Origin of the sequence: Paenibacillus sabuli (genome assembly GCF_014705605.1) — a bacterium.
GTDB classification, from domain to species: domain Bacteria; phylum Bacillota; class Bacilli; order Paenibacillales; family Paenibacillaceae; genus Paenibacillus_D; species Paenibacillus_D sabuli.
On the sequence record NZ_JACXIZ010000007.1, the window covers coordinates 121162 to 143232 of the forward strand.

The 22071-nt window shown below is 58.0% G+C and carries 19 protein-coding genes; 6 read left to right on the plus strand and 13 right to left on the minus strand.

Translation table 11 applies throughout. The annotated features are described in order from the left end of the window. Nucleotides 1-2: 2 nt before the first annotated feature. The 3 genes from IDH44_RS02340 to IDH44_RS02350 all read right to left on the minus strand — a co-directional run bounded on the left by IDH44_RS02340 (nt 3) and on the right by IDH44_RS02350 (nt 2981). Nucleotides 3-869 (minus strand): carbohydrate ABC transporter permease, encoded by an 867-nt coding sequence (locus IDH44_RS02340; protein ID WP_190914291.1) that lies wholly within the window; start codon nt 867-869, stop codon nt 3-5. 3 nt (nt 870-872) lie between these two features. After that, nucleotides 873-1811, minus strand: a complete 939-nt coding sequence (locus IDH44_RS02345) for an ABC transporter permease (protein WP_190914293.1) — start codon at nt 1809-1811, stop codon at nt 873-875. A gap of 132 nt (nt 1812-1943) precedes the next feature. Beyond that, nucleotides 1944-2981, minus strand: coding sequence for an MBL fold metallo-hydrolase (locus IDH44_RS02350; RefSeq protein WP_190914295.1), 1038 nt, complete (start codon nt 2979-2981; stop codon nt 1944-1946). Nucleotides 2982-3232: 251 nt separating this feature from the next. On the opposite strand from IDH44_RS02350, the gene IDH44_RS02355 reads away from it, so the two are divergent. Continuing rightward, nucleotides 3233-3517, plus strand: coding sequence for a hypothetical protein (locus IDH44_RS02355; RefSeq protein ID WP_190914297.1), 285 nt, complete (start codon nt 3233-3235; stop codon nt 3515-3517). Nucleotides 3518-3663: 146 nt separating this feature from the next. Here the strand turns inward: IDH44_RS02355 and IDH44_RS02360 are convergent, their stop codons facing one another. The 3 genes from IDH44_RS02360 to IDH44_RS02370 are packed head-to-tail and all read right to left on the minus strand — an operon-like array spanning nt 3664 to nt 5027. Continuing rightward, on the minus strand, nt 3664-4293 hold the full coding sequence (locus tag IDH44_RS02360; RefSeq protein WP_190914299.1) for a hypothetical protein: 630 nt from the start codon (nt 4291-4293) through the stop codon (nt 3664-3666). A gap of 15 nt (nt 4294-4308) precedes the next feature. Then, nucleotides 4309-4800, minus strand: coding sequence for a glycoside hydrolase family protein (locus tag IDH44_RS02365; protein WP_190914301.1), 492 nt, complete (start codon nt 4798-4800; stop codon nt 4309-4311). After that, complete coding sequence (locus tag IDH44_RS02370) at nt 4776-5027, minus strand: hypothetical protein (protein ID WP_190914303.1); 252 nt, start codon at nt 5025-5027, stop codon at nt 4776-4778. Before IDH44_RS02370 ends, IDH44_RS02365 begins: the two co-directional genes overlap by 25 nt. A 336-nt stretch (nt 5028-5363) precedes the next feature. On the opposite strand from IDH44_RS02370, the gene IDH44_RS02375 reads away from it, so the two are divergent. Beyond that, on the plus strand, nt 5364-6209 hold the full coding sequence (locus IDH44_RS02375) for a helix-turn-helix transcriptional regulator (RefSeq protein WP_190914305.1): 846 nt from the start codon (nt 5364-5366) through the stop codon (nt 6207-6209). Nucleotides 6210-6260: 51 nt separating this feature from the next. Here the strand turns inward: IDH44_RS02375 and IDH44_RS02380 are convergent, their stop codons facing one another. Beyond that, entirely contained in the window at nt 6261-7418 is a 1158-nt protein-coding gene (locus IDH44_RS02380; RefSeq protein WP_190914307.1) for an AraC family transcriptional regulator, read from the minus strand. Between the two features lie 480 nt (nt 7419-7898). On the opposite strand from IDH44_RS02380, the gene IDH44_RS02385 reads away from it, so the two are divergent. Genes IDH44_RS02385 through IDH44_RS02395 form a run of 3 tightly spaced genes read left to right on the plus strand, consistent with a single transcriptional unit; the run spans nt 7899 to nt 12249 of the window. Continuing rightward, nucleotides 7899-9008, plus strand: coding sequence for a sugar phosphate isomerase/epimerase family protein (locus tag IDH44_RS02385; protein WP_190914309.1), 1110 nt, complete (start codon nt 7899-7901; stop codon nt 9006-9008). Further along, complete coding sequence (locus IDH44_RS02390) at nt 9005-10069, plus strand: Gfo/Idh/MocA family protein (protein ID WP_190914311.1); 1065 nt, start codon at nt 9005-9007, stop codon at nt 10067-10069. Before IDH44_RS02385 ends, IDH44_RS02390 begins: the two co-directional genes overlap by 4 nt. Before the next feature lie 5 nt (nt 10070-10074). Continuing rightward, nucleotides 10075-12249 (plus strand): heparinase II/III domain-containing protein, encoded by a 2175-nt coding sequence (locus tag IDH44_RS02395; protein WP_190914314.1) that lies wholly within the window; start codon nt 10075-10077, stop codon nt 12247-12249. Between the two features lie 315 nt (nt 12250-12564). On the opposite strand, the gene IDH44_RS02400 is transcribed toward IDH44_RS02395, so the two are convergent. The 6 genes from IDH44_RS02400 to IDH44_RS02425 all read right to left on the minus strand — a co-directional run bounded on the left by IDH44_RS02400 (nt 12565) and on the right by IDH44_RS02425 (nt 19370). After that, entirely contained in the window at nt 12565-14001 is a 1437-nt protein-coding gene (locus IDH44_RS02400; protein WP_190914316.1) for a sulfatase family protein, read from the minus strand. Between the two features lie 13 nt (nt 14002-14014). Further along, nucleotides 14015-14914 (minus strand): Gfo/Idh/MocA family oxidoreductase, encoded by a 900-nt coding sequence (locus tag IDH44_RS02405; RefSeq protein WP_190914318.1) that lies wholly within the window; start codon nt 14912-14914, stop codon nt 14015-14017. Further along, nucleotides 14907-15911 (minus strand): zinc-dependent alcohol dehydrogenase, encoded by a 1005-nt coding sequence (locus tag IDH44_RS02410; RefSeq protein ID WP_190914320.1) that lies wholly within the window; start codon nt 15909-15911, stop codon nt 14907-14909. The genes IDH44_RS02405 and IDH44_RS02410 overlap by 8 nt, the downstream gene beginning before the upstream one ends. 25 nt (nt 15912-15936) lie before the next feature. Then, on the minus strand, nt 15937-16803 hold the full coding sequence (locus IDH44_RS02415) for a carbohydrate ABC transporter permease (RefSeq protein WP_190914322.1): 867 nt from the start codon (nt 16801-16803) through the stop codon (nt 15937-15939). 1 nt (nt 16804) lies between these two features. Beyond that, nucleotides 16805-17728: an ABC transporter permease gene (locus IDH44_RS02420; protein ID WP_317890093.1), complete on the minus strand. Its 924-nt coding sequence runs from the start codon at nt 17726-17728 to the stop codon at nt 16805-16807. Nucleotides 17729-17825: 97 nt separating this feature from the next. Continuing rightward, the gene (locus IDH44_RS02425; RefSeq protein ID WP_190914324.1) at nt 17826-19370 is read right to left on the minus strand and encodes an extracellular solute-binding protein; all 1545 of its coding nucleotides are present in this window, start codon (nt 19368-19370) and stop codon (nt 17826-17828) included. Nucleotides 19371-19686: 316 nt separating this feature from the next. Between IDH44_RS02425 and IDH44_RS02430 the strand changes: the two genes are divergently transcribed. After that, entirely contained in the window at nt 19687-21951 is a 2265-nt protein-coding gene (locus tag IDH44_RS02430) for a helix-turn-helix domain-containing protein (protein ID WP_190914326.1), read from the plus strand. Nucleotides 21952-22071: the final 120 nt, after the last annotated feature.

Consider the following 22071-nt stretch of genomic DNA (forward strand, 5'->3'; position numbering starts at 1 on the left):
CTTTATCCTTTGACGGAGCCCATCATCATCCCTTTGCTGAAATGCTTCTGCATGAACGGGTAGACTGCCAGCAGCGGCAAGGCCGCGATCAAGATCAGCGCATGGCGGACCCCCTCCGTATACTGATAGCCCGCATCCGTGACGGCCAGCCCCAGCTCGGACGGATTGACGATCAGCACCTGACGCAAAAACACCTGCAGCGGGTAGCTGTCCATGTCATTGAGATACAACACCGCCTGAAAATACGTGTTCCAGTTGACCACGGTGTAAAACAGCGTAAAGGTGACGATCGTCGGCATCGAGACCGGCAGGATGATACGCAGCAGGATGTTGAACTCGCCGCCGCCGTCGATGCGGGCCGATTCCTTCAACTCCTTGGGCAAGGTCTGAAAATAGCTGCGAATGATGATCATGTTGAACGGCGCGATCGCATTGACGAGCCAGATCGACCAGTAGGAGCCGATCAGGCCGAGCGCGTTGACGACCAGATAAGTCGGAATCATGCCGCCGTGGAACAGCATCGTGAACAGCACCATGAAATTCAAAAGCTTGCGGCCGCGCACATCGGGCTGCGCCAGGCCGTAGGCCATCAGCACGGTCAGCGTCATGTTGATTGTCGTGCCGACTACGGTGATGATCACCGCATTGGTGAACGAACGGGTGAACTGCGGATTGTCCAGCAGGAATCGATACGCGTCCAGCGTCCACTCCTGCGGCCACAGCACCGCCCCCTTCATCAGCAGCTCCTTGTCGGAGGCCAGCGAGCTGAAGACGGTCAGCGCGAACGGAAAGACGACCGCCAGCGCCAGCGCGAATAAAATGGCCATGATCAGGAGCTGAAAAGCCTGCACAGGCTGTCTGCTTCGCATCGGTCAATATACCCCCTCTTCCCCGAGCCTGCGCGCCAGCCGATTGGCGCCGAGCACCAGCACCAGCCCGACCAGCGACTTGAACATCCCGACCACCGCCGAATAGCTGTAGTCGCGCTGCAGAATGCCGGTGCGGTAGACGAACGTATCGAACACGTCCGACACGTGGAAGTTCAGCGGATTCTGCAGCAGGTAGATATGCTCGAAGCCGATCTCCATGAAGTTGCCGAGCCGCAGAATGAACATCACCACGATGACATAACGAATGCCCGGCAGCGTAATATGCCAGATCTGTCGGAGCCGGCCGGCGCCGTCCACCCGCGCCGCCTCGTAGAGCGAGGTGTCGATCGAGGCGAGGGCCGCCAGGTACAGAATCGAGCCCCAGCCCATCCCTTGCCAGATGTTCTGCAGCAGCCACATCGGCCGCAGCCATTCCGGCTTGGCGAACGGCTCGATCGCGCCGAGCCCCGCCGCCTCCAGCCACTGGTTGATCATCCCGCTCTGCGAGGAGAACAGCGTCATCGTCAACGACACGATGACGACCCAGGAGATGAAGTGCGGCGCGTACATGATCGTCTGCACGACGTTGCGGAAGCGGCGCGCGCGCACCTCGTTCAGCAGCAGCGCCAGCACGATCGGCGCGGGGAAGAACAGCAGCAGATCCAGGCACGCGAACCATAGCGTATTGGCCAGCAGCAGCAGGAAGTCCTGCTCCAGGAACAGTCGTCTGAAATGATCGAAGCCGACCCACGGACTGCGGAGGAAGCCGACGAACGGATCGTACTGCTGAAAAGAGATCAGCAGCCCGAACATCGGCACGTATTTGAACAGGATAAAATACAGCAGTCCGGGCAAGATCATCGCGTAAAACGGCAGATGGGCGACATTCCAAAATTTTCTTCGAACAGGGGCGGCCGGGCTCGCCGCAATTGCATTTCGCATCGTTACCTCCACGTTAGAGCCGCATTTATCCCCATTATAAAGAGCCCGGACCACGATTTCGTTGTCCGGGATGTCTTTTTCTTATCCGATTTCACTTTACTTGCCGCGCCTGTCACGATGGCGCGGCGCCTCTCATGGTCTCGCGGCGGCAGCCGTATCCTCGCCGTCCCACAGCTTCGTTTCGCCGAGCGCCATCGTCCATAGCCGCTCCGGCTGCAGGCCGCGCTGCCGCCACGCCGCCTGCAGCCGGTCCAGCGCCTCCCTGGCCGTATCGTCGGCGAGCCGGTAGGCGTCGTAGTGCATCGGCACGAAGTGCGCGGCGCCGAGATCGGCGAATGCCCGCACCGCCTCCTCGGGCGTCATATGCGAATCCTTCATGAACCATTCCGGCTCATAGGCGCCGATCGGCAGCAGCGCGACGCCGATGCCGGTGTAGCGCTCGCCAATCTCGCGGAACAGCCGCTCGTCGTAGCCGCTGTCCCCGGCGAAGTAGAGCGTGTCCGCCGCGGCGGCGTTACTGGCGGCAGCCGCCGCTGCGCTGTCCGCGTGACCTGCGTCTCCGCTCGCCTCGCCGGGCGCCCCCTGGGGCGATGCGCGCAGCACCCAGCCGCCCCAGTGCGACGTATTCGTGTCCCACGGAGTGCGCCGCGTCCAGTGCCGGGCCGGCACGAAGGCGAAGGCGACCGCGCCGATGCGATGCTCCTCCCACCAAGACAGCTCCTCCACGCGCCGGAAGCCCTTGCGCCGCATCCAGTCGCCGAGCCCCTCGGGCACGAGCGCGACATAGTCGCCGGGCAAGCGGCGCAGGCTGGCGAGATGCAGATGGTCGTAGTGCGCATGCGACAGCAGCACGACGTCGATCGGAGGCAGCGCCTCGATCGGGAGGCCCGGCGCCGACAATCTGCGGCTGAAGCCCATCCAATTCGCCCACACCGGATCGGTGACGATGTTCAGCCCGCCGAGCTGCACGAGGAAGGTCGAGTGTCCGACGAATGTGAGCGTCGCCCGCTCCCGGTTGGCGGCCAGCCGCGCCGTGTCCGGCTCGACGCGCGGTACCTTGTAGGACAGATCCTTGTTCTTCGTGCGGCGCTCCTTCTGCCATTGCCGCAGCTCCGCGAACGACTTGATGTTGGACGAGCCGTCCGTATTGACGTATCTTCTTTTCGGCATCATGCGCATCTCCTTTGCAACCGTCAGGCGCTTGATCCCGGCCAGGGCGGCCTGCCCGCGTGTGCTTTTGGTCTAAGTATAAAGCGCCGAAGGCCTGCTCACAAGGCAGCGCCGAGTAGCACCAGACTCTCGTCACGATTGCGAACGCATGCCGACTGCCCAGGATGCGCGCCGTGTCCCGTTGACGCGGCCGGGTCGCGCGGACGCATGGGGGTCAGACAGACGCATGCCGGTTGGGCGGGGGCGCGACGATGCAGCGAGACAGGCCACAGCTGCCCGGAGTTGCTCGGACGCGCGGCGCTGCACGAACCCGACCACGGCTGCTCGGGATTGCCGAACACGTGGCGCTGCACGAACCCGACCACGGCCGCTCGGGGCTGCTCGGACGCGCGGCGATGCATCTGCCTCCTCCCCTCTACGCGGACTGTAAAAGTGCAGCTATTTTATATGGAAATCAGCTTTTCGCCCTTTTCAAATGTAAAAATACAGTTATTTCATCCGTATTTCGCATTTTACAGGAAAATACGATCAAATAACTGTACTTTTGCAGTTCATTCAATCGTGTCGGCCGTTAGCAATCAAAAGAACTGTACTTTTGCAGTTCATCAGCGAAACAGCGGCGCCAGTGATGGTGATGCGGTTAGAGATAGCCCAGACGGCGGCAGCCGTTTCCCCATCGCTTCTACAGATCCGTCTCGGCCTCAATCGTGCCCGGCCCGGCGACGAGCCGCGCCTCGAATGCCTCGTGACGAGGCATGCTGCCCCAGGCCCGGAGCACGATGCGCTTGCCGGGCACCTCGTTCTCCACCAGATTCATCGCGCCCGCGTAGCCATAGCTGCCCCCCGCCAGCTGCAGCCGGGTGACGCCGTAGTCGGACATCGCGCGGTTGCCGCGGAAGACGATCGGATTGTCGCGGCAGTGGCTCGACGTCACGGCAATCGCGTCGATCGGCGTGTTGATCGCGAGCAGCGGCTTGGCGTGCTCGTGCAAGACGCGCACCTGATCGAAGACGAGCTGCTCCTGCAGCGGCACCGGTGCGCCCGGGTAGTAGGAGCGGCTGAAGCGGTCGTTGTCGAAGTGCACGGAGAAGGCGGTGCGCGCCTTACGCAAAAAGATGTTGCGGAAGGTGACATTGCGCACGCCCGCGGTATACGTGACGTCGCTCTGCACCATCGCCCAGGCGATCCCGTCCAGCTCCTCCGTGCCTTGCAGATGGACCGGGCGCGTATGCGACGTATACACCTTCCCGTCCGGGTCCGCCTTGACCCGGTACAGCCGGCCCTCGGAGACGACCGTGTCCGACTTCTGCACCTGCATGCCCGCCGTCTAATCTGTCCAAGCCCCGGCCAGGATGCGGCAAAAATAGCCGACGGTCCCTTCATTCGCGTCGTCGCGCGCGAGATCGTGACAGTTCTCGATTACGCCGTCCTCGATCCAGCCCAGCTCCGGATTGCCGACGTCGTAATCATGCGCATTGAGCGCCACCGCATCGTCATACGTCTCGAAGGTACAGCCCGAGATCAGGAAGCGCCGGCCCCGGCCGAGGTGGACGCCGTCCTTGTCGCCCTTGACGATGACGTCGCGGACGATCAGATCCTCGAAGGTGCAGACGTGAATCCCGTACTGGCGGCTGCCCAGATCGTAGCAGCGAAAGCGCTCGATCAGCAGGTCCCGGACATAGAAAAACGCAAGCTGTCCGTGCAGACCGAACACGTCCCGGAAGGTCCGCACGTCGATCCCGTTCACGCGGAGCTGCAGGTTGATTACTGATATATGCTCGTCCCAGGTCCGGCTCAGCGCGCCCTTGTTGAGCAGCACATGGGAGAACGGCCCTTCCTCGTAAACTTTTCCACGAACACTCCGTTGCCGCACACCAGCGACGTATGGCTCCCGATATATACCGTGCGGGCCAGCTTGTACGCCCCTGCGCGGCCGATGACGACCGTGCCTCCCTGGTCCAGGGCGCGCTGCAGCGCCGCCGCATTGTCCCGCCCGCTCGCCTCCGGGCAAAAGCCGTATGCTCCGGCATCGATAAAGCTCTCCATTTGTACGTTCAGCTCCTTGTAGGCATGCCACGCATGCCGTTTTTGACGCAAAGGACGGCGCCAGCCACTGCGCCTTGACGCGCGACGCGCGGCATCCCGGCTGCCCGCCGCCTTGTCCCTGCGCGTACGCTCCCTCTCCGATGATCCGCTTGCACGGAAGCCGCACTACGTCCATCATACCCCCTCGTCTGCCGCTGTCCATATCCGATCCGCGCCTGTTCTATCCGATCTCTCGATCCTGCTTCAGGCTATTCTGGTATACTGGAGAAAAATAGCGGCGTGCTCGAAGACTTCTCCCCAGTGGCCGCTTCGAAAATGTCCCGGCAGGAGGCGCGTATGGACACCGTCCACGACACACACGACACATCTGAATGGCCTTATGCTACGCTCGTCCCGACGCTGCATCATATCGTCGACCGCCGCGCGCACCGGAGCTGGCGCGTGCCAAGCGGCGTCCGCGCCTTTCACAATCTGCTGCTCATCGCCGGCGGCGAGGGGATCGCCTGGACGAACGGCGTGGCGACGCCGCTCGAGCGGGGCATGCTCGTCTACCATCCGGCCCGCGAGGCCTTCGGGTACGAAAGCTCGCGCACGCAGTACCTGCATGTGCTGGGCGGCAACTTCAGCCTCGCCGCGCTGTCGCCGGGCAGCGAGCCGCCGCAGTGCGCGTCTGTGCCTGCACTGCCGCTGCCGACCTTCTCCCGGCCGGCCGGCTTCGAGCGGCTCCTGCGTCTTTTTCGCGAGCTGCATCTGGCCTGGGGCACAGGCGCGGAGAGCGGCATGCTGCGCAGCCGCGGGCTGTTCATGCTGCTGCTGGACGAGCTGCGCCCGTTGACGCTGCCAGGGAGCGCGACGCCCCGCACCCGTGAGCGGGTGCAAGAGGCGGCGGCCTATATGGAGACGCACTATATGCGCAAGCTGTCCCTGGAGACGGTCGCCGCTGTCGCGGGGCTCTCGCCCTCTTACTTCGGCCAGCTCTTCCGCCGGCAGACTGGCACGACGCCTGTCGACTTCCTGCACGACATCCGTCTTCACCAGGCGACGCTGCTGCTGCAGCAAGGCTGCTCCGTCGCCGATGCCGCGGCGCAGACGGGCTATGGCAACGCCTTTTATTTCAGCCGCGTCTTCAAAAAAAAGAAGGGCCTCAGCCCTTCCGAATATATGCAGCTCGCGCATCAATGATAGACTGTCGCCCGGACCGGCCCCCTCTGGCACTGCCGTCCCATCACAGCCTCAGTCGCCCTGCCCGCCGTCACGCTCCAGCCGCCGCCGAAAACGATGCGGAGACTCGCCCATATGGCGCTTGAACAACCGGCAGAAGTACGACGTGTTGGAGATGCCCACGCGCTCGGCGACGAGGCCGACCGGCAGCTCGCTCGTCGCCAGCAGATGACAAGCTGCCTTGATCCGGCGCGCGGTCAGGTAATCGCTGACGCTCTCGCCGACCTCCTGGCGGAACAGCGCCGACACATACGCCGGCGTCAGGTGCAGATGCTCCGCCAGCTCGCCCAGCCGGAAAGGGCGGTCGTAGTGCGTATTCAGCCATTCCATGGCGCGCTCGGCGTGGCTGTCGGGCCTGCGAACCGCGTGCTCGGCGACGCTCCCGTCCTCCAGGTACCGCCGCAGCAGCCCGAGGAAGCCGGCCACGAACAAGGCCTGATCCTCGCCCGCCGCCGCGCTGCCGCCCGCCCCCGTTCTCGAAGAGGCCGTCTCCCCGCCGCCGGTCGTCCCCGCTCCCGAATATCCTACATTACCACCGGCAGCCCCACGGCCTGCGCCTGCGCTGCTCCTCGTACGATCGTCTTCCTGGCCTTCGCCGCCCACCGCTTCATCTTCGTCTTTGGCCCCGTCTCCGCCTGCCGCGTCGCTGTTGATCGCCTCACGGCCCCGGTCTTCGTCGTCTCTCGCGTCGCCCTCGTCGTCATCGGAGGCGCGGCTGCGGACGGCCTCGATGGCCTCGGAGCCGCCTTCGTCGCCCAATTGCCGGAGCGCCAGCGCCAGTGGATGATCGGCGTCGACGCCCGCGAGCCATTGGCAGGTCCACTGCCGCTTCCACAGCTGGAGGTGAAAGGCCGCCAGCTGCGGGAACGGCGCCAGGTAGGCATGCAGCCAGATCGGGTCGTAGACGAAAAACGAGCGGATATACCGCGCATCACCCACCGGCCGCATGCTCAGCTTGTGCAACTGGAATGGCTGGAAGAACAGCAGCGTGCCGCTGCCGACCGCCACGGACCGGCCCTCGATCACCACCTGGCCCGCTCCGCGTTCGACATATAGCACTTCGATGCCCTCGTGCAGATGCGTGATATCTTTATATTCCGAGCCGCCGGAGCGGCGGAATGCGCTTTGGAACGGCTCGCGGCTAAGCGCCAGCGGCGCGGACCTTCTCATACGAATCGCTCCCCTCCTACGGATCGCTCCCCTTCATACGGATCGCTTCCACTTCATTCGGGCTACTCCCTCATGATACGGATTGCTTTCTCATCATTTCCCCTCTTCTGACGCACCGCGTTGTGCGCATCATCGTAACGCAGCAACATTTTATCACAAAAGAGGGCGACACGGGACGTCCAATTCCCGGTACGATAACGGCAACGCCTCGCCGTGAGCTGCGCGGTCGCAGCCGGTGCGATAACGGCAATGCCTCGCTGTGTGCGACGCGGCCACATCCTGTAACGGACATCAGAGCACCTTAGACGCATATTTTGGCCGTCTGCCGACTTTAACGGACATGAGCGACGCTTAGAGGCACTTTGGCGGCGAAATGCCTCTTATCCGATGCGCTAAGCGTCGCTGGTGTCCATTAGAATCTCGAATGTGTGGCTAAAAGCTAGCCGCAAGCCTGGCCGTAAGAAAGGAGCGACTGATCGAATGAAACTCGCCATTGTCACAGACGAGCTGACGCAGCAGCCGGAGGAGGCCGTGCGCGCGGGCCTCGCGATGGGGCTGCGTCATTACGAGCTGCGCACGGTCCTTGGCCGCCGCGTCCCCGACGACGCGGCGCAATTGACGCCGATGCTGGCGGAACTGAAATCACGCTATAACCTGGCATACACCGCCCTCTCGCCCGGGCTGTTCAAGTGCGAGCCTGACGCCATGACGCTCGAGGCCCAGCTCCGCGACAGACTCGAAGCCTCGATTGCCATGGCGCAGGAGCTGGAGATCGGCACGATTGTCTGCTTCGCCGCGGTGGACTTCGAGACGCACCGTCCCGCCGAGCTGCGCGCGGCTGTGCTGCCCTATCTACGGCGCGCGGCGGAGCGCTTGGACGAATGCGGCATGACGCTCGCCGTGGAGACCGAATTCATGAGCGGCTGCGAGACGGCGCAGGACGCCGCCAAGCTGATCGCTGCGGTCGATAGCCCCGCCTTCAAGGTCAATTGGGACCCGGCCAACGCCTGGATCGCCGGCGAGTCGCCGCTGACCGGCTATCTCTCGATTCGCCGCCATATCGCGGGCATCCACGTCAAGGACGCCTTCACGACAGCCTGGCGCGGCCGCAATCCGTTCGCCGTGCTCGGCGAAGGCCGGCTGCCGTGGGCGGATATTCTGAGCGCCTATCTGCAGGACTACCCGCCCGGCTCCGCGCCGGCCCCGGTGTTGACGCTCGAGACGCATGTCGAGCCGCTGATCGCCTGCTCGGAGCGGAGCATCACGCGGCTGCGGGAGCTGCTGGCAGGCCACGGGCCGCTGCCGGGGCAGACGACTGGCGCGCGCGCCGAACAAGCGGCACCCCCTGCGAGCGGTGCCGTCGCCTCGGACGATACAGCAGCGGGAGATGTAGCAGCCGCATGCCGAGAAGGCGCGGCGGCGCGTGCAGACGGCGACGGGAACGACGCGAGCCCTGCGCGTAGCGCGGATCGTGCAACAGGCGCAGCATCCCCCGCGCGCATCGAACGGCCGGATCGGGCGGCTGCCGATGCCCTGGATGTCAGCCCCGACGCAGCACGCGGCTCCAATGCAAGGAGGTACGACCAATGACCGCTCATCCCCATCCCCCATCGCTCCCGCCGCTGCGCGCCGCCCTGATCGGGGCCGGCCAAGTGGCGCGGGCGATGCACATCCCCGCCCACCTGGCGCTAAGCGGATCGCGGCTGCAGACAATCGTCGATCGCGACATGGACGCCGCCCGGCAGCTCGCCGAGCGGCATGGCATCCCGGACGCGACTGACCGCTATGAGCGGGTGCTCGCCGATCCGACGATCGACTGGGTCGACATCGCCACGCCCAATGCGACGCATCTGCCGCTCGCCCTGGAGGCGCTGGAGGCAGGCAAGCATGTGCTGGTGCAGAAGCCAATGGCGCCGACCGCCGCGGAGGCAAGACGGATGCTGGAGGCCGCCCGGCGGCACAAGCGCCATCTCGACGTCTTCATGTGCTTTCGCGGCGATTCCGCGATCCGCGCGCTCGGCGGGCTGCTCGCGGACGGCGCGTTCGGCCGGCTGATCTCGCTGCGCGGCAAGATGGTCTCCGCTAGCGCCCGCACGGCTCCGCCCTCCGGCTGGCGGCAGCGCGAGCAGAGCGGCGGGCTGCTCCAGCTCGGCATCCACATGCTCGATCTGCTGGAGCTGCTCGGCGGGCGGGCCCGCTGGATTGCGGCACATACGGCGCGCGGCTTCTCCGCCTCGGACGGCGATGACGCCGCCTTCGTCTGGCTCGGGCTCGAGGGCGACGCGACCGCGGTGCTCGAGACGGAATATTGCGCCTATGTCACGCCGGAGACGCCGCTCTACACGCTCGAGATCAACGGCACGCACGGTCACGCACGCTACCGGCTGGAGACCGGCGCGCTCGAGATCCGGCTCGCGGACGAGGCGCCAGTCGGAGCGTACACCTGCCCCGGCGGCGGCGCCGCTGCGCACCTGACCTTCGCCCACACGCTGGGCGGAGCGGCCATGTCCGTCATGCACCAGCAGTTCGCGGACCGGCTGCACGGCGCGCCGGACTACAGCGGCGCGCTGGCCGGGATTCGCGCACTGGAATTGCTCGAAGCCATACAATCCGCGGCCTCCTCGGGAAGCCGCATCCAACTGGAGGCCTGATCCGCATGTCGCAATTCACCGAACGCCGGCCGCTCGTCCGCGACTGGGCAGCCGTCCGCGCCACGGCGCAGGACGCGCCGTGGGCCCGAGCAATGATCGCCCATCTCAAGCCGGAGACCGACTGGTGGGTCGCCCATTACGAGGATGATCCCTCGCGCGTCGCCGGATGGGGACACCGCTATTATTGCCGCACCTGCTCGGCGCAGCTGATCTTCGACAAGACCAGTCCGCATGCCCATGTATGCGGCAGCTGCGGCGCTGCCAATCGCCACCGCGAGCTGGACGAAGCGTGGAATGCCTCGTATCGCAGCGTCGCCTGCAATCAGGTGTTCCATGCCGCCGTCTGGTATCGGCTGTACGGCGACCCCGCCTACCTGAGCTACATGCGCCGCGTGCTCGGCTTTCTCTCGCGGCATTTCGCCGACTTCCGCGTCGATACCCCGCCGGGCTTCGTCGGCAAGTTCACCGGTATCAACCTGACCGATGCGTTCGCCGTCAATTGGATGCTGCTCGGGCTCGAGCTGGTGCGGGACGAATTCGCGGAGGACGAACTGTGCGGCTATATGGATCGGCTGTTCCGTCCGATGGCGGAGTATCTGACGACTGCGCGGGGCGGTACGCCCAATATCTCGTGCTGGATGCGGGCGGCGGCCGGCATGATCGGCCTCGTGTTCGAGGAGCGGGAGTGGTGCGTCCGCGCCGCGGACGGGTTCGAAGGCTTGCGCGAGATGCTGGCCAAAGGGCTGATGCCCGGCGGGCTATGGTACGAGAGCTCGTTTGTCTACCATTACTTGACGGCCGAGGCGATCACCTACTACGCCGTGCTGTGCGACGCCTACCGCTATCCGTTCCCCGAGCTGACCGGCGCGGCGCGGCGCATGTATGTACAGCCGATGCGCTTCCTCTTCCCCGACGGACGGATGCCCAGTCCCAATGACGGCTGGCCGCTGCGTTCGCTGGCGACGTATACCCGTCAATACGAGTGGATGCGCGCCGGTCGGCCCGATCCCGAGCTGGACGCGATCGTCGCGCGCTGCTACGACGAGATCGACGCGATGGCGCCGAAGGAGCGGCAGCGCGCGCTGCGGGGCGCGGGCCTGGCTCGGCTGCTGTTCGGACGCGATGCCCGGCAGTCGAGCGCGCGCTGCGGGGCGGCTGGGGATCTCAGCGCGACGGAGTCTCGAGATCCGGCTGCCCGGCGAGCACCTGCGCACTCGCATGCGTTGGCGGAGCTGGACGGGGTGACCCATGGATGGCGTCCGACAGACGAGGCGAGTGCCGCAGCAGCGCAGCACGAGGTAGCGCCCGCATGGCTCGGTCATCCGCGAACCGCGCATTACGACCCGGATCTGTATTACGTCCTGCTAGAGAATCGGACCGCGACCGTATTCTTCAAGTACGGCTTCGTCATCGACGGGCATGCCCATGCTGACGTGATGCACTTCGAGCTGTTCGCGCACGGTCAGCTGCTGTCGCGGGACATCTCGAATAGCGGCTACGCCTCCGATCTGTTCCGCGACTGGCAGCGCCTGTCGATCGCGCACAATACGGTGATGATCGACAAGCGCAGCCAGCCGCGCCCGCGCCCGGCGGGGCAGATGCTGCATTTCGCCGCCGAGGCCAATCACTGCATCGCCCGAGCGGAGAACGTCTATCCCGGCTGGTCGTATATACGCGAGCTGCAGCTCGAGGAGGACGTGCTGCGCGACCGCTTCACCGTGGAGCGCTGCGCCTCGGCCGATCCGGAGCGGGCTGCATCGTCTGGCGCCCCCGCGGCCGATATCGGCGTCACAGATCCCGCCGCCGCCGCGACTGCCCAGCCGTCCGCATCCGACCGGCCCGAGGAGACGCACTCCTTCGACTGGTTGTTTCATTGCAGCGGAGAGCCCTCGCACGTACTGCCGCTCAAGCCGGTAGACCCGCCGGGTGACGCGGACGGCTACCCGCTCATGCAGGATGTGTCTACCTGCTGCATCGACGACGACTGGAGCGTCAGCTGGGCGCACGAGGGCGTCCGCCTCACCCTGCGCATGGCTGGCGCGCCCGGCACAACAGTCTACCTGTTCCGCGGCTATGAGCACCGCAGCGACCTGCTGCGCTGGGGCGTGCTCGTGCGGCGTTTCGGACAGGCTGCCACTTATGAAGCGGACTATACATTCGGATCTGTTCCACCGCGGTGAACCCGCCGTGGAGCTACTTTGATAGACCACTGTATCTGCGCTCCGTCATGTACGTCCCCCATTGCAAAGTGCCCGGACAACGTTTTCGTTGTCCGGGCGGTCTTTTCTTATCCGATGCTTACGTACTTGCCGCATTCTCAAGTCTTCTTTACATGCAATCTATCTTGAGAGCAGCGCTTGGAACAACGCGGTTCCGATTGCCACATGTCCCCCTGCCGAGCCGCCAGAAGCAACGAGATGCTCGGGGTTGATCCCAAACCGCTCCATCGCCGCGCTTGTACAGCTCTCTCATCTCCTTGTGACCTCCCGTAAGCTTCATCCGTTGACAGGATACTTGCGCGCCCAGCCCCTATTAAAATAAGTCGCGTCTCGTACAATCGTCTTCTCTTGATGTCCCCAGAGGACGGATGCCATCAGTTCAGCCGTCAGCTGTTGATCCAATGCCTGCTGAATCTCCAGTGTATCCGCCTTGTAGGCCAAATTATTTTGCTCGCCAGGATCACGGCTTATCGAATGCAACGACACCATGCCATTGTAGTAACGCGACAACTTCCAGTCTTCATTCATGATCATCACTCCGACATCGGTTGCGCCAAATACGGTCGCACGAGGCACGACGCTCTTCTCTCCGAAAGGCAGTCCCGGAAGCATGACGGACTGCGCGGGGCCGCTTCTCGATACACCGGCAATCTGGAGTATCGTTTCATTCACATCTGTCAGCGATACAATACTCCCATTCACGCTCGATGCCTCTATATCGGGGTGATGCACAATCAGCGGGATGCTGATGCTTGGTTCGAAGAAGAAATGCTTCCCTACAAAACCGAAGTCGCCAATAAAGTCGCCGTGATCAGAGGTAAAAAGGATCACCGTATTCTCGTAGAGTCCTTGCGATTTCAATGTATCAACGATCGCCCCCACTTCCTGGTCGATCTGGTGAACCAACGCCGCATAATGGGCACGAATTTTCTTTTTGTGATGCTCCTGGAAATCGGTGTAATCTACCTGATTCCATGGCGCAAGATTTTTTTGAATGAAGTACTCGCGCAACGTGCGGCTCTCTTCGGTCTCGGGGATGCTGTCCGGCATAGTAGCAGGATCGAAGAGACCGGCCAACTCCAGTGACGGATCGTACGGACAATGCGGACCCGGGAATCCAACCATGACTGCAAAGGGCTTGTCTCGGGAAGACGCTTCAAGAAATGCCCTGGTCTGCGCTCCGACCCAACGGTCGACTTGATGCTCGGGCGGGGTCTTGCTGATCACGGCTCCTTTATGCTCAAAGTAGCCTTCATGTTCATTCCCGTGCAGCTTGCGCAGACCATGCCGCTGAAGATAGTCGTAATAGTCATCCTTCACATGGATATGCCGCTTGTCCTCGGAGATCACGCGATGTTGAAACCCGTGGTCCGTATCCCACGGTGTAAAATGCATTTTCCCTATGGATTCCGTATGATATCCGTGCTCGGCAAGCAGGCTCGGCCACGTCTTTACGCCGCATTGCTCCATATCCGGTCTCAGCCACTCATTGTTGGAGAGCACGCCGGTGGACAAGGCATTCAGACCGGTCAGCAACGATGCGCGTGCCGGCACGCATAGCGGCGAAGGCGATATCGCCCGCGTATACCTCGCCCCGTGGCTGCACAACGCATCAATATTGGGCGTCTGGATGAAAGAAGCGCCATAACAACTCAGAAAGTCAGCTCTCAGTTGGTCGCACATGATCAACATAATATTCTTTTTGACAGTCAATGCCGACAACCCCCTATTCAATCTTCATCCCGTAACTTGCGTTTTGCCTTCGGCATGCATTTGCCGCTTCAATAAATGAGAGCATTTCAAGTGTTTCCATCTCATCAACCGGTGCGATCCCGCTGGAAAAAAATTGGACCAGTTGCCGCGCCAATCCCCATAAGATCGGATAAGGCGCATGAACAAAATTGAGGTGCATGGAGCCTTGTTCCGTGTGCACGACCATTCCAGCGTCGAGCGATCGATGCGTGTACAGTCGCAGGCTTGCGGTTCTACCATCGTTCCACTCGGCGATATAGTGTTCAGAACCGGCGCTGCAGAATGCATGCACGGCACGGCAACCGGTGCCAAGCGCGGTATACATCGCCTCCACGCCGTGGATGCCGTACCAGAACAAACCCTCCATGGAATCGATCACCCTGAGCGGCCCATAACTGTCCACGCCGATAAAGGCCTCCTGGTGCTTCTTTACAAGCTCAGTCAACTGCGGATCGAAGCGCCTCGCCGAGCAGCTCATGACAGGCGTACGATGCATAGCGGCATAGTCAAAAATTCGACTGGCCTCCTCCCTGGTCAAGGCGATGGGCTTGTCGATAAATACCGGTATCTGGTAAGGCGCAATCGTACGGAAGAGCGGCTCATGCAGCCTTGCATCCAGCGCGCTGATGATCAAGGCGTCACAGTTCTCCGCCACCGCCTGAGGGGAATCCATCAGCTCCACGCCCTCTTGACCAACTAACTTTGGCGTAAACTGCCGCAGTCTATTTCGACTTGTTTCCGAACCATCTCCCCCGGCAAAGGCAGCTGTGATCCTGGCTCCGGGAACATAATACTCCGCTTCCTCATAATGAAACAAGCGGCTCAGGGAAACGGGATGCGAGCTGTCCAGGCCGATAATTCCAACCTTAATCATAACGAAACAACACACCGAGCATAGCGGCCTGTCCTTCTTCCAGCTCCCGATAAGCCCGCTCTGCCTCTCGGAATGGAAATTCATGCGTAAGATACGGCTCTGCCTGCAAAGCCCCCTTCTCCAGCAGCCGGATAAATTCTTCCATATTTCTTCCCTCCGTCCAGCGGACGAATGGCTTCGGATAATCTATCCCCTCATCCTCATACCGGGGGTCGTACCGACCGGGGCCGCCGGCCCGCGACACCAGCAGCTGCGCTTCCTTGCGGAAGAACAACTGGCGGTCAAAGTGCATCGGCACATTGCCGACCAGCACAATTTTTCCCCGCAGAGCCAGCTGCTCCAGCGCGTCATCCACCATCGTCGGATTGGAAGAGGTCAGACAGAGCGATACGGCATCCAGCCCGCCGGGAGAAAACGAGTTCAAAACCTGCTGAAGATCCGCAGCCGAAGATAAATACGCCGCTTCTATGCCAAGCGTTTTGGCAAGCTCGATCCGATTCGGCTGCGGATCCGTGGCCACGACCCGGTAGTGTGCCAATTGACAAATCTGTGCCACCAACTGACCGAGCAGACCCAGTCCAATGACCCACACCGTTTCTCCGAATTGCAGCTCCAGCCTTCGCACACTGTGCACGGCAATCGCCCCCAGACCGATCAAGGCGCCTGAACGCAAAAACCTGTCCGAAGACAACTTCACACAAAGGGAAGACGGTACGGATAAATACTCCGTATGATACACATAAGGCGCGCCATAACAAGCAACGAGATCGCCTTGTTTAAAATCGGCTGCCTCGTCTCCCGCCTCGACGACTTCACCCGAAGCGCTGTATCCCAATGTTCTGCCATCACTGCCGCCCTGATGGATCAGCTTTAATTCGGTCCCCGGACTGACGGCTGAATACCTGACTTTAATCAGCAGGCGATTTTGCTTTTCGAGCACCGGGCGCTCGGTATCAACAAAGCTGGCCCGATGATTGTTCACAATTATTTTTTTCATCGTCTATCCCCTCTCACCGATATGCTTACCCTTTCACCGAGCCCAGCATGATTCCTTTTACAAAAAACTTTTGCAGGAACGGATAGAGCAGAAGAATCGGCAAAACCGTTACGACTACCGAGGCCATCTTGAAGCTTTCCGAGGATACGTTCGTTTCCATCGCCCCCATTTGCTCGGCCATTTGCCCTCCAATTAACAGGTTGCGAAGTCCAACTTGCAGTGGCCATAACTGCTGGTTGTTCAAGTAAAGCATGCCTTGAAAAAAATCATTCCAGTGCTGCACGGCATAAAACAGTCCGATGACGGCAAATACCGGACCGGAGATCCGGCACACAATTCGGAAGAACACGCCCCAATCACTGCAGCCGTCAATATAGGCGGCTTCGATAAGACTGTCGGGAATATTCTTAAAAAACTTCATCATGATCAATAAATTGTAAACGTTGATGGCGAGCGGCAGCATCAAGGCCCACAGCGTATCCAGCAGTCCTAATGAACGGACGATCAGATAGGTGGGAATAATGCCTCCTTGAAAGATCATCGTAAACATGATGAAAGCAAACAAGTACACTCGGCCGACCAGCCGATTTCGTGAGATCGGATAGGCTGTCAGAGCAGTCAACCCCAGATTGATAAACGTACCAACTATAGTGATAATCAGTGTATTGGCAAATCCGGAGAAAATTAACGGACTCTTCAGCACATTTTGATAAGAAGCCAGCGTAAAGCCATTGGGCAGTAGATATAAATTATTTACAGATACGTTGGACGGGTCGCTAAGCGAGAACATCACGACATACCAAAAGGGGTAGAGCATTACAATGCTTATAATGACAAACAGGACCGCATTGCTATATTGGAATATCCTGTTCCCGGTGGTTTGCAATTGCATATTAGAGCAGTCCCTCCTGTCCAAGCCGCTTGCTTATCCGATGCGCCGAGATGATGAGCACGGCGGAAACGACCGATTTGAAAAAGTCCAGGGCAGCTGTAAAACTATATTCTCCGCGCTGAATGCCCACCCGATAGACATAGGTTTCAAACACATCGCTAATATCGCGAACCAACGGATTCTGCAAAATGAGAATTTGTTCGAAGCCGACATTCATGATCCGACCGATATCCAGAATTAACAGCAGGATAATGACAGGAGCAATGGACGGCAGGGTAATGTGCCATGTTTGCTTCCATTTATTCGCGCCATCTACCACGGCTGCCTCGTACAAGGTCGGATCCACCTGGGTGAGTGCAGCCAGGTAAATGATCGTGCCCCAGCCGGCATTCCGCCAGATGTCCGACACGACCAGGATGCTTCGGAAGTAGTCCCGGCTGCCCAGCAGATTAAACGGCTCCACACCAAAAAGACGCATGATGTCACCGGCAATTCCGTAGTTTGGCGATAACAACGTGAGCATAATCCCCCCGATCACCACCCAGGAGATAAAGTGCGGCAAGTACAATATAGTCTGGCTGAGGCGCTGAAAAAAACGGAATCTGATTTCATTTAACAGCAAAGCCAAAAGGATTGGCACCGGAAACCCGAAAATCAGCTTGTAAAAACTGATGAGCAACGTATTAAACAGAATATCCTTAAAATCGCTGGAAGAGAAAACTTCTCTAAATATATCGAGTCCCACCCATGGACTGTCCTGAATGCCTTTGAAGATATCATAATCTTTGAAAGCAATGATGAGTCCAGCCATTGGAAAATAACGAAAAACAATAAAATAAACCAATCCCGGAAGCAGCATGAAATACAAGTTCTTGTCTCTTAAAAGCAGTTGCAGCATTTTCGTCATTTTTACTTGAAGTTGCACACCATTCACCACCGGAATCCATTAGTCTTTATCATGCTCCACGTGAATCGGGAAAGGCAGTGTCGGATTTACAATGCCTTTCCCGGATTGCTCTGCTTTATTTGCGTTCCTGATAAGCGGCATTCAAAGCATCTGTAAATTCCTTGCCGCCTCGATCGTTCCATTCCTGAACAAATTTATCGAATTCTTTATCAATATCCATTTCTCCAACAATCATCTTGAGATACTCTGTATTTGTATAGGCTTTCAGATCTTTGCCGAACTTTCCGATTTCCGGTACCAGAATGCCGTCCGCCGGTTCGCTTAATGCATTCTTCTCCGTGAAGTCCTTTACTTCCAGAAATCTCGGTGTCGCTGTATCAAACGATACGCTCTTGGCCAGTACGAATTTGTCGATGCCATACTTCTTGGCTTCCTCGACCTCGACGGTTTTCTTTATGATCCCCTTCTCATCTACTTGGTAATGCTCGCCTTCGAGTCCATAGTTAACAAACCTGTTGCCTTCCTCCGAAGCCAGCCAGTCCAGAAGCCGCAGCGCTGCATCTATGTTTTTGCTATCCTTGGTGATCGATGTTTTAAGCCAGCCTCTTTGACTTAACATGCGCATACCCACGCTTTCAGTACCCGGTCCTTTAAGAACCGGCCCCTCAATCCATTCTCCATTCGGATTTGCTTCTTTGAACGGTGTATAATAATTATTCAGGTTGTTACTGTCGAACACCCAGATGAAGTTGGCTTGAGCCCCATAGACGCCTGCTTTGAACTTGTTTTTGTTGCGGTTCCCGTCATCCGTGATAAATTCCGGGTCAATTAAACCGTTTTCATACATTTTATTCAGGAACAGCAGCGCCTCTTTCGCTTCGGGCTGCACCGTGCCATTGACGATCCGGCCATCTCGTTCCATCCAGTAATCCGGCAGCACACCGAACGCCCCGAATACATGATCGAAGTACCTCCCTAGTTCACCGGAAGCGCCAAAGGCGTACGTGTCTTTCTTGCCGTTGCCGTCCGGATCTCCATTGGAGACCGCATCGGCCACGGCATAGTATTCATCGATTGTAGTCGGTACCTCCAGCTTCAATTTGTCCAGCCAATCCTTGCGGTACATGGTGACGAAATGGACAGACGGCGTCTGAATGCCGACGGTGTAGATATTTCCGTCTGCATGTGTCATGGCCTGCCAGACTTCCTCCGATCGGCTTGCCTCAAGCTGAGGCGCCTTGTCGAAATATTCATTGAGCGGCAGCAGAATGCCCGACCCCGCATATTTCAGCTCCGTTTCGTCTGTCTGATATTGAATGATATCCGGGATGTCCCCGGAGGCCAGCATGACATTCAGCTTGCTCTCCATCTCCTCACCGATACCTGTTGTGATATTCAGCTTGGTATTGGTTTTCTCCTCGATATACTTGATCGCGCCATCATTCAATCCAATTCCGTCATTGTATGCGTAAATCGTCAACTCGTCCGGCTCTCCAGTTGTCGCAACGTTATCACCGTGATTGTTTTGTTCACCTGACTGGTTCGACTGTGCCCCCTGATTGTTCTTCGTGTTCTCTTCCCCGCTGCAACCGCCAAGCCACACCATGATTAGTGCCGCTACCACAACAAATTTAAACCGCCACAACATCTTCGTCTTCAAAACCATTTCACCCCTTCGGTTGGTTGAAACGCATACTTCCCAGGAAATATTTTGCGCACATTCAGAGTATCCGCCACCCTTTATGCTGTAAACAATGAATCCGTTCGATTCTCTCCACAAAATCATATTGGGGCTTGGTTAGGAATGAATCAGGGAAAACAAGCGTTTGTTGTAGCGAAAGTTCAATTATAAAATAGTACTATTTTAACACTTCGTACAAAGTATTTAGTCTTTCCGATTTATTTAAACTTTGATTATGATATAATTTTTTATAATTGTAAGCGCTTATATCAGTTGTAGGGGGTATCGAATTCGGATGAGAGAAGACATCAAGATAAAGAGAATCTTACAGAAAGCAAAATATTCTGTATTCATTAAAATATTCAGCGTTTTCTCTCTGGGCATCGGTCTGCCTGTGCTTCTGATTGGCATGTTGACAATCGATCAATCTACCTCTCACAGTTTGCAGCAAATCAGCCAATCCAACAAAAAAGTGTTGCGCGAGAAAAAAATGCAATACGAACAAAAAATAAACGAGATCGAACAGTCCGCTTTTCGGTTTATCGGGCAGGACGCGATCTGGCAGCTTATGGACAGTAATGAACTCACGGTAAAGCACTCGTTCTTGATGGCAAATTTGGCTAGCATGTTCACCGCCACATTGAGTACGAATCATGAGATGGAATCGATCTACTTTTTCGACAATATTCACCCCTATGTCATTGCCGAGACGAAATATACCAAGGAGGATTTCAAGGATCAAGAGGCTTTGACGCTGGCTCAGAATATGAATCCTTCGTTCAAGATGATACACCGCAAGCTGCAGGATCAGGATGTCATTACCTTCATCAAATCCTTCTCACTGCCTTCCAGCTCTTCCATCGGCTTGTTGGTGTTCAATGTGAACTATAAGCTGTTCTTTGATGAACTGGCTATGTACGAAATCATGCTCACAGATCGTGCCGGGCGACTGATCTATGTGAGCGAGGCGTTGGCGAATCAATTACCACAGACCTATGCGTTAGGGGAAATCCTGCTTTCCGGGAAGCTGGATGCCGACGAGGGCGTGCTAGACCTTGATAACACGCCCTTCTACATGACTCAGGAAACCTCCGATAAAATGGATATTAATTTTCACTTTGTCCAGCCTTACGATCAACTTGTCCAGCCTGCCCTGCTGCTGAGAAAGACCATCATCGCCTCTATGTCCATCGTATTCGGCTTGTCGCTACTACTGGCATTCATGTTCTCGGGCATCCTCTACCGACCGCTATCCCGGCTCGCTATAAGCACGCGGAAATACCTGGGACAGGGCGCCGCGCCGCAATACAAGAACGAATATCAGATGATTGAAACCGCGATTGCCCACATGCATGAAGAGAACAGTCAAATAACCGACAAATATAAAGTGGCCTTTCCCTTCCTGCAAAAATATTCCCTGCATGATTTGTTGTCGAAAGGCAGCTTAAACCGGGAGCAGTTTACTGCTATATGCCGAACGCTGAACTTCGATCTGTCCAGCAACAGCTTTGCGATGGCGGCTATTGATTTTGAAAACATTCAAATCAACGATACGGTAAGAGAGAAATTGAGCGATTATTTTACAGAACGTAAGGGTTACATGCATTGCTTGCGATTCGAACTCGGCGATAAAAGAACGATGCTGTTGTTCAACACAGACTTGCCTGTAGAAGCCTTGCACAGTGAACTTTGCGAGCTCAAAACCAGCTTAAACAACGAGGGTTTCGAATTGACTTTGGCGCTTAGCCAACCCTTCTCGGAAATCGCTGACATTCCGGCGAGCTACAGACATGCGCTGCGGCTACTCGACCACAAATTTTTTATCGGCAAGAATGAAATCATCTACAATATGCCGCTCACGCAAGACAAACAAGATCTCTTTGTGGACAATAAACAAATAGAGAAGCTGCTGCAACGCATTCAAGAGCGCAATTTTAAAGAGGCTGCGCGGGCCTTTGATCACATTACGCAAAGCATGATCGGGCAGATGGAACATATCGACTATATTCGTTATATCCATTTCCAAATCTGTTCGCAAATCATCTCGGTATTAATGGAGTTCCGAGTCGATTTGAAATCCAGCTCCCTCAGCAAGGAGCGCATATTCCAGAGCATCCAGCGTTCGGAAACGATTGAAGAGCTGGATGGGTTCGTGAAAACGTTGATGGAAGAAAGCACCGTCTTGCTGGATAATGCCAATACCCAGCATCATTCCGACCTGATCGAGCAGACAAAGGCCTTTATTCGGGCGCATTACTGCAAAGACATTTCACTGGAGGATATTTCACGAGTCGTTTTCCTTTCCCCCCGCTATCTGGGTACGATCTTCAAAGCCCAAACGGGAGCCACCATTTTCGAATATGTCACCCAGTTGCGGATGCAACGAGCCATGGAATTATTGGTATCGACCGACATGAAGATTCAAGACATTTCCAATTCAACGGGGTACAACACGGTACAGAGCTTTATTCGCTTCTTCAAAAAACATTTTCACATGACGCCAAACGATTTCAGAAAGAAGACTTATATCGCGAGCCAAAAGGAGGAAATTCCCGAGTAGCGAATGAATCATAAGCACATCTATTTTCAAAAGGGCACTCCCCCGGCCGTATTCAGCAGCAAGTCGTCGACGTCGACGCCAAGATCAGCGAATCGGTCGGGATGTACAACGCGACGTATT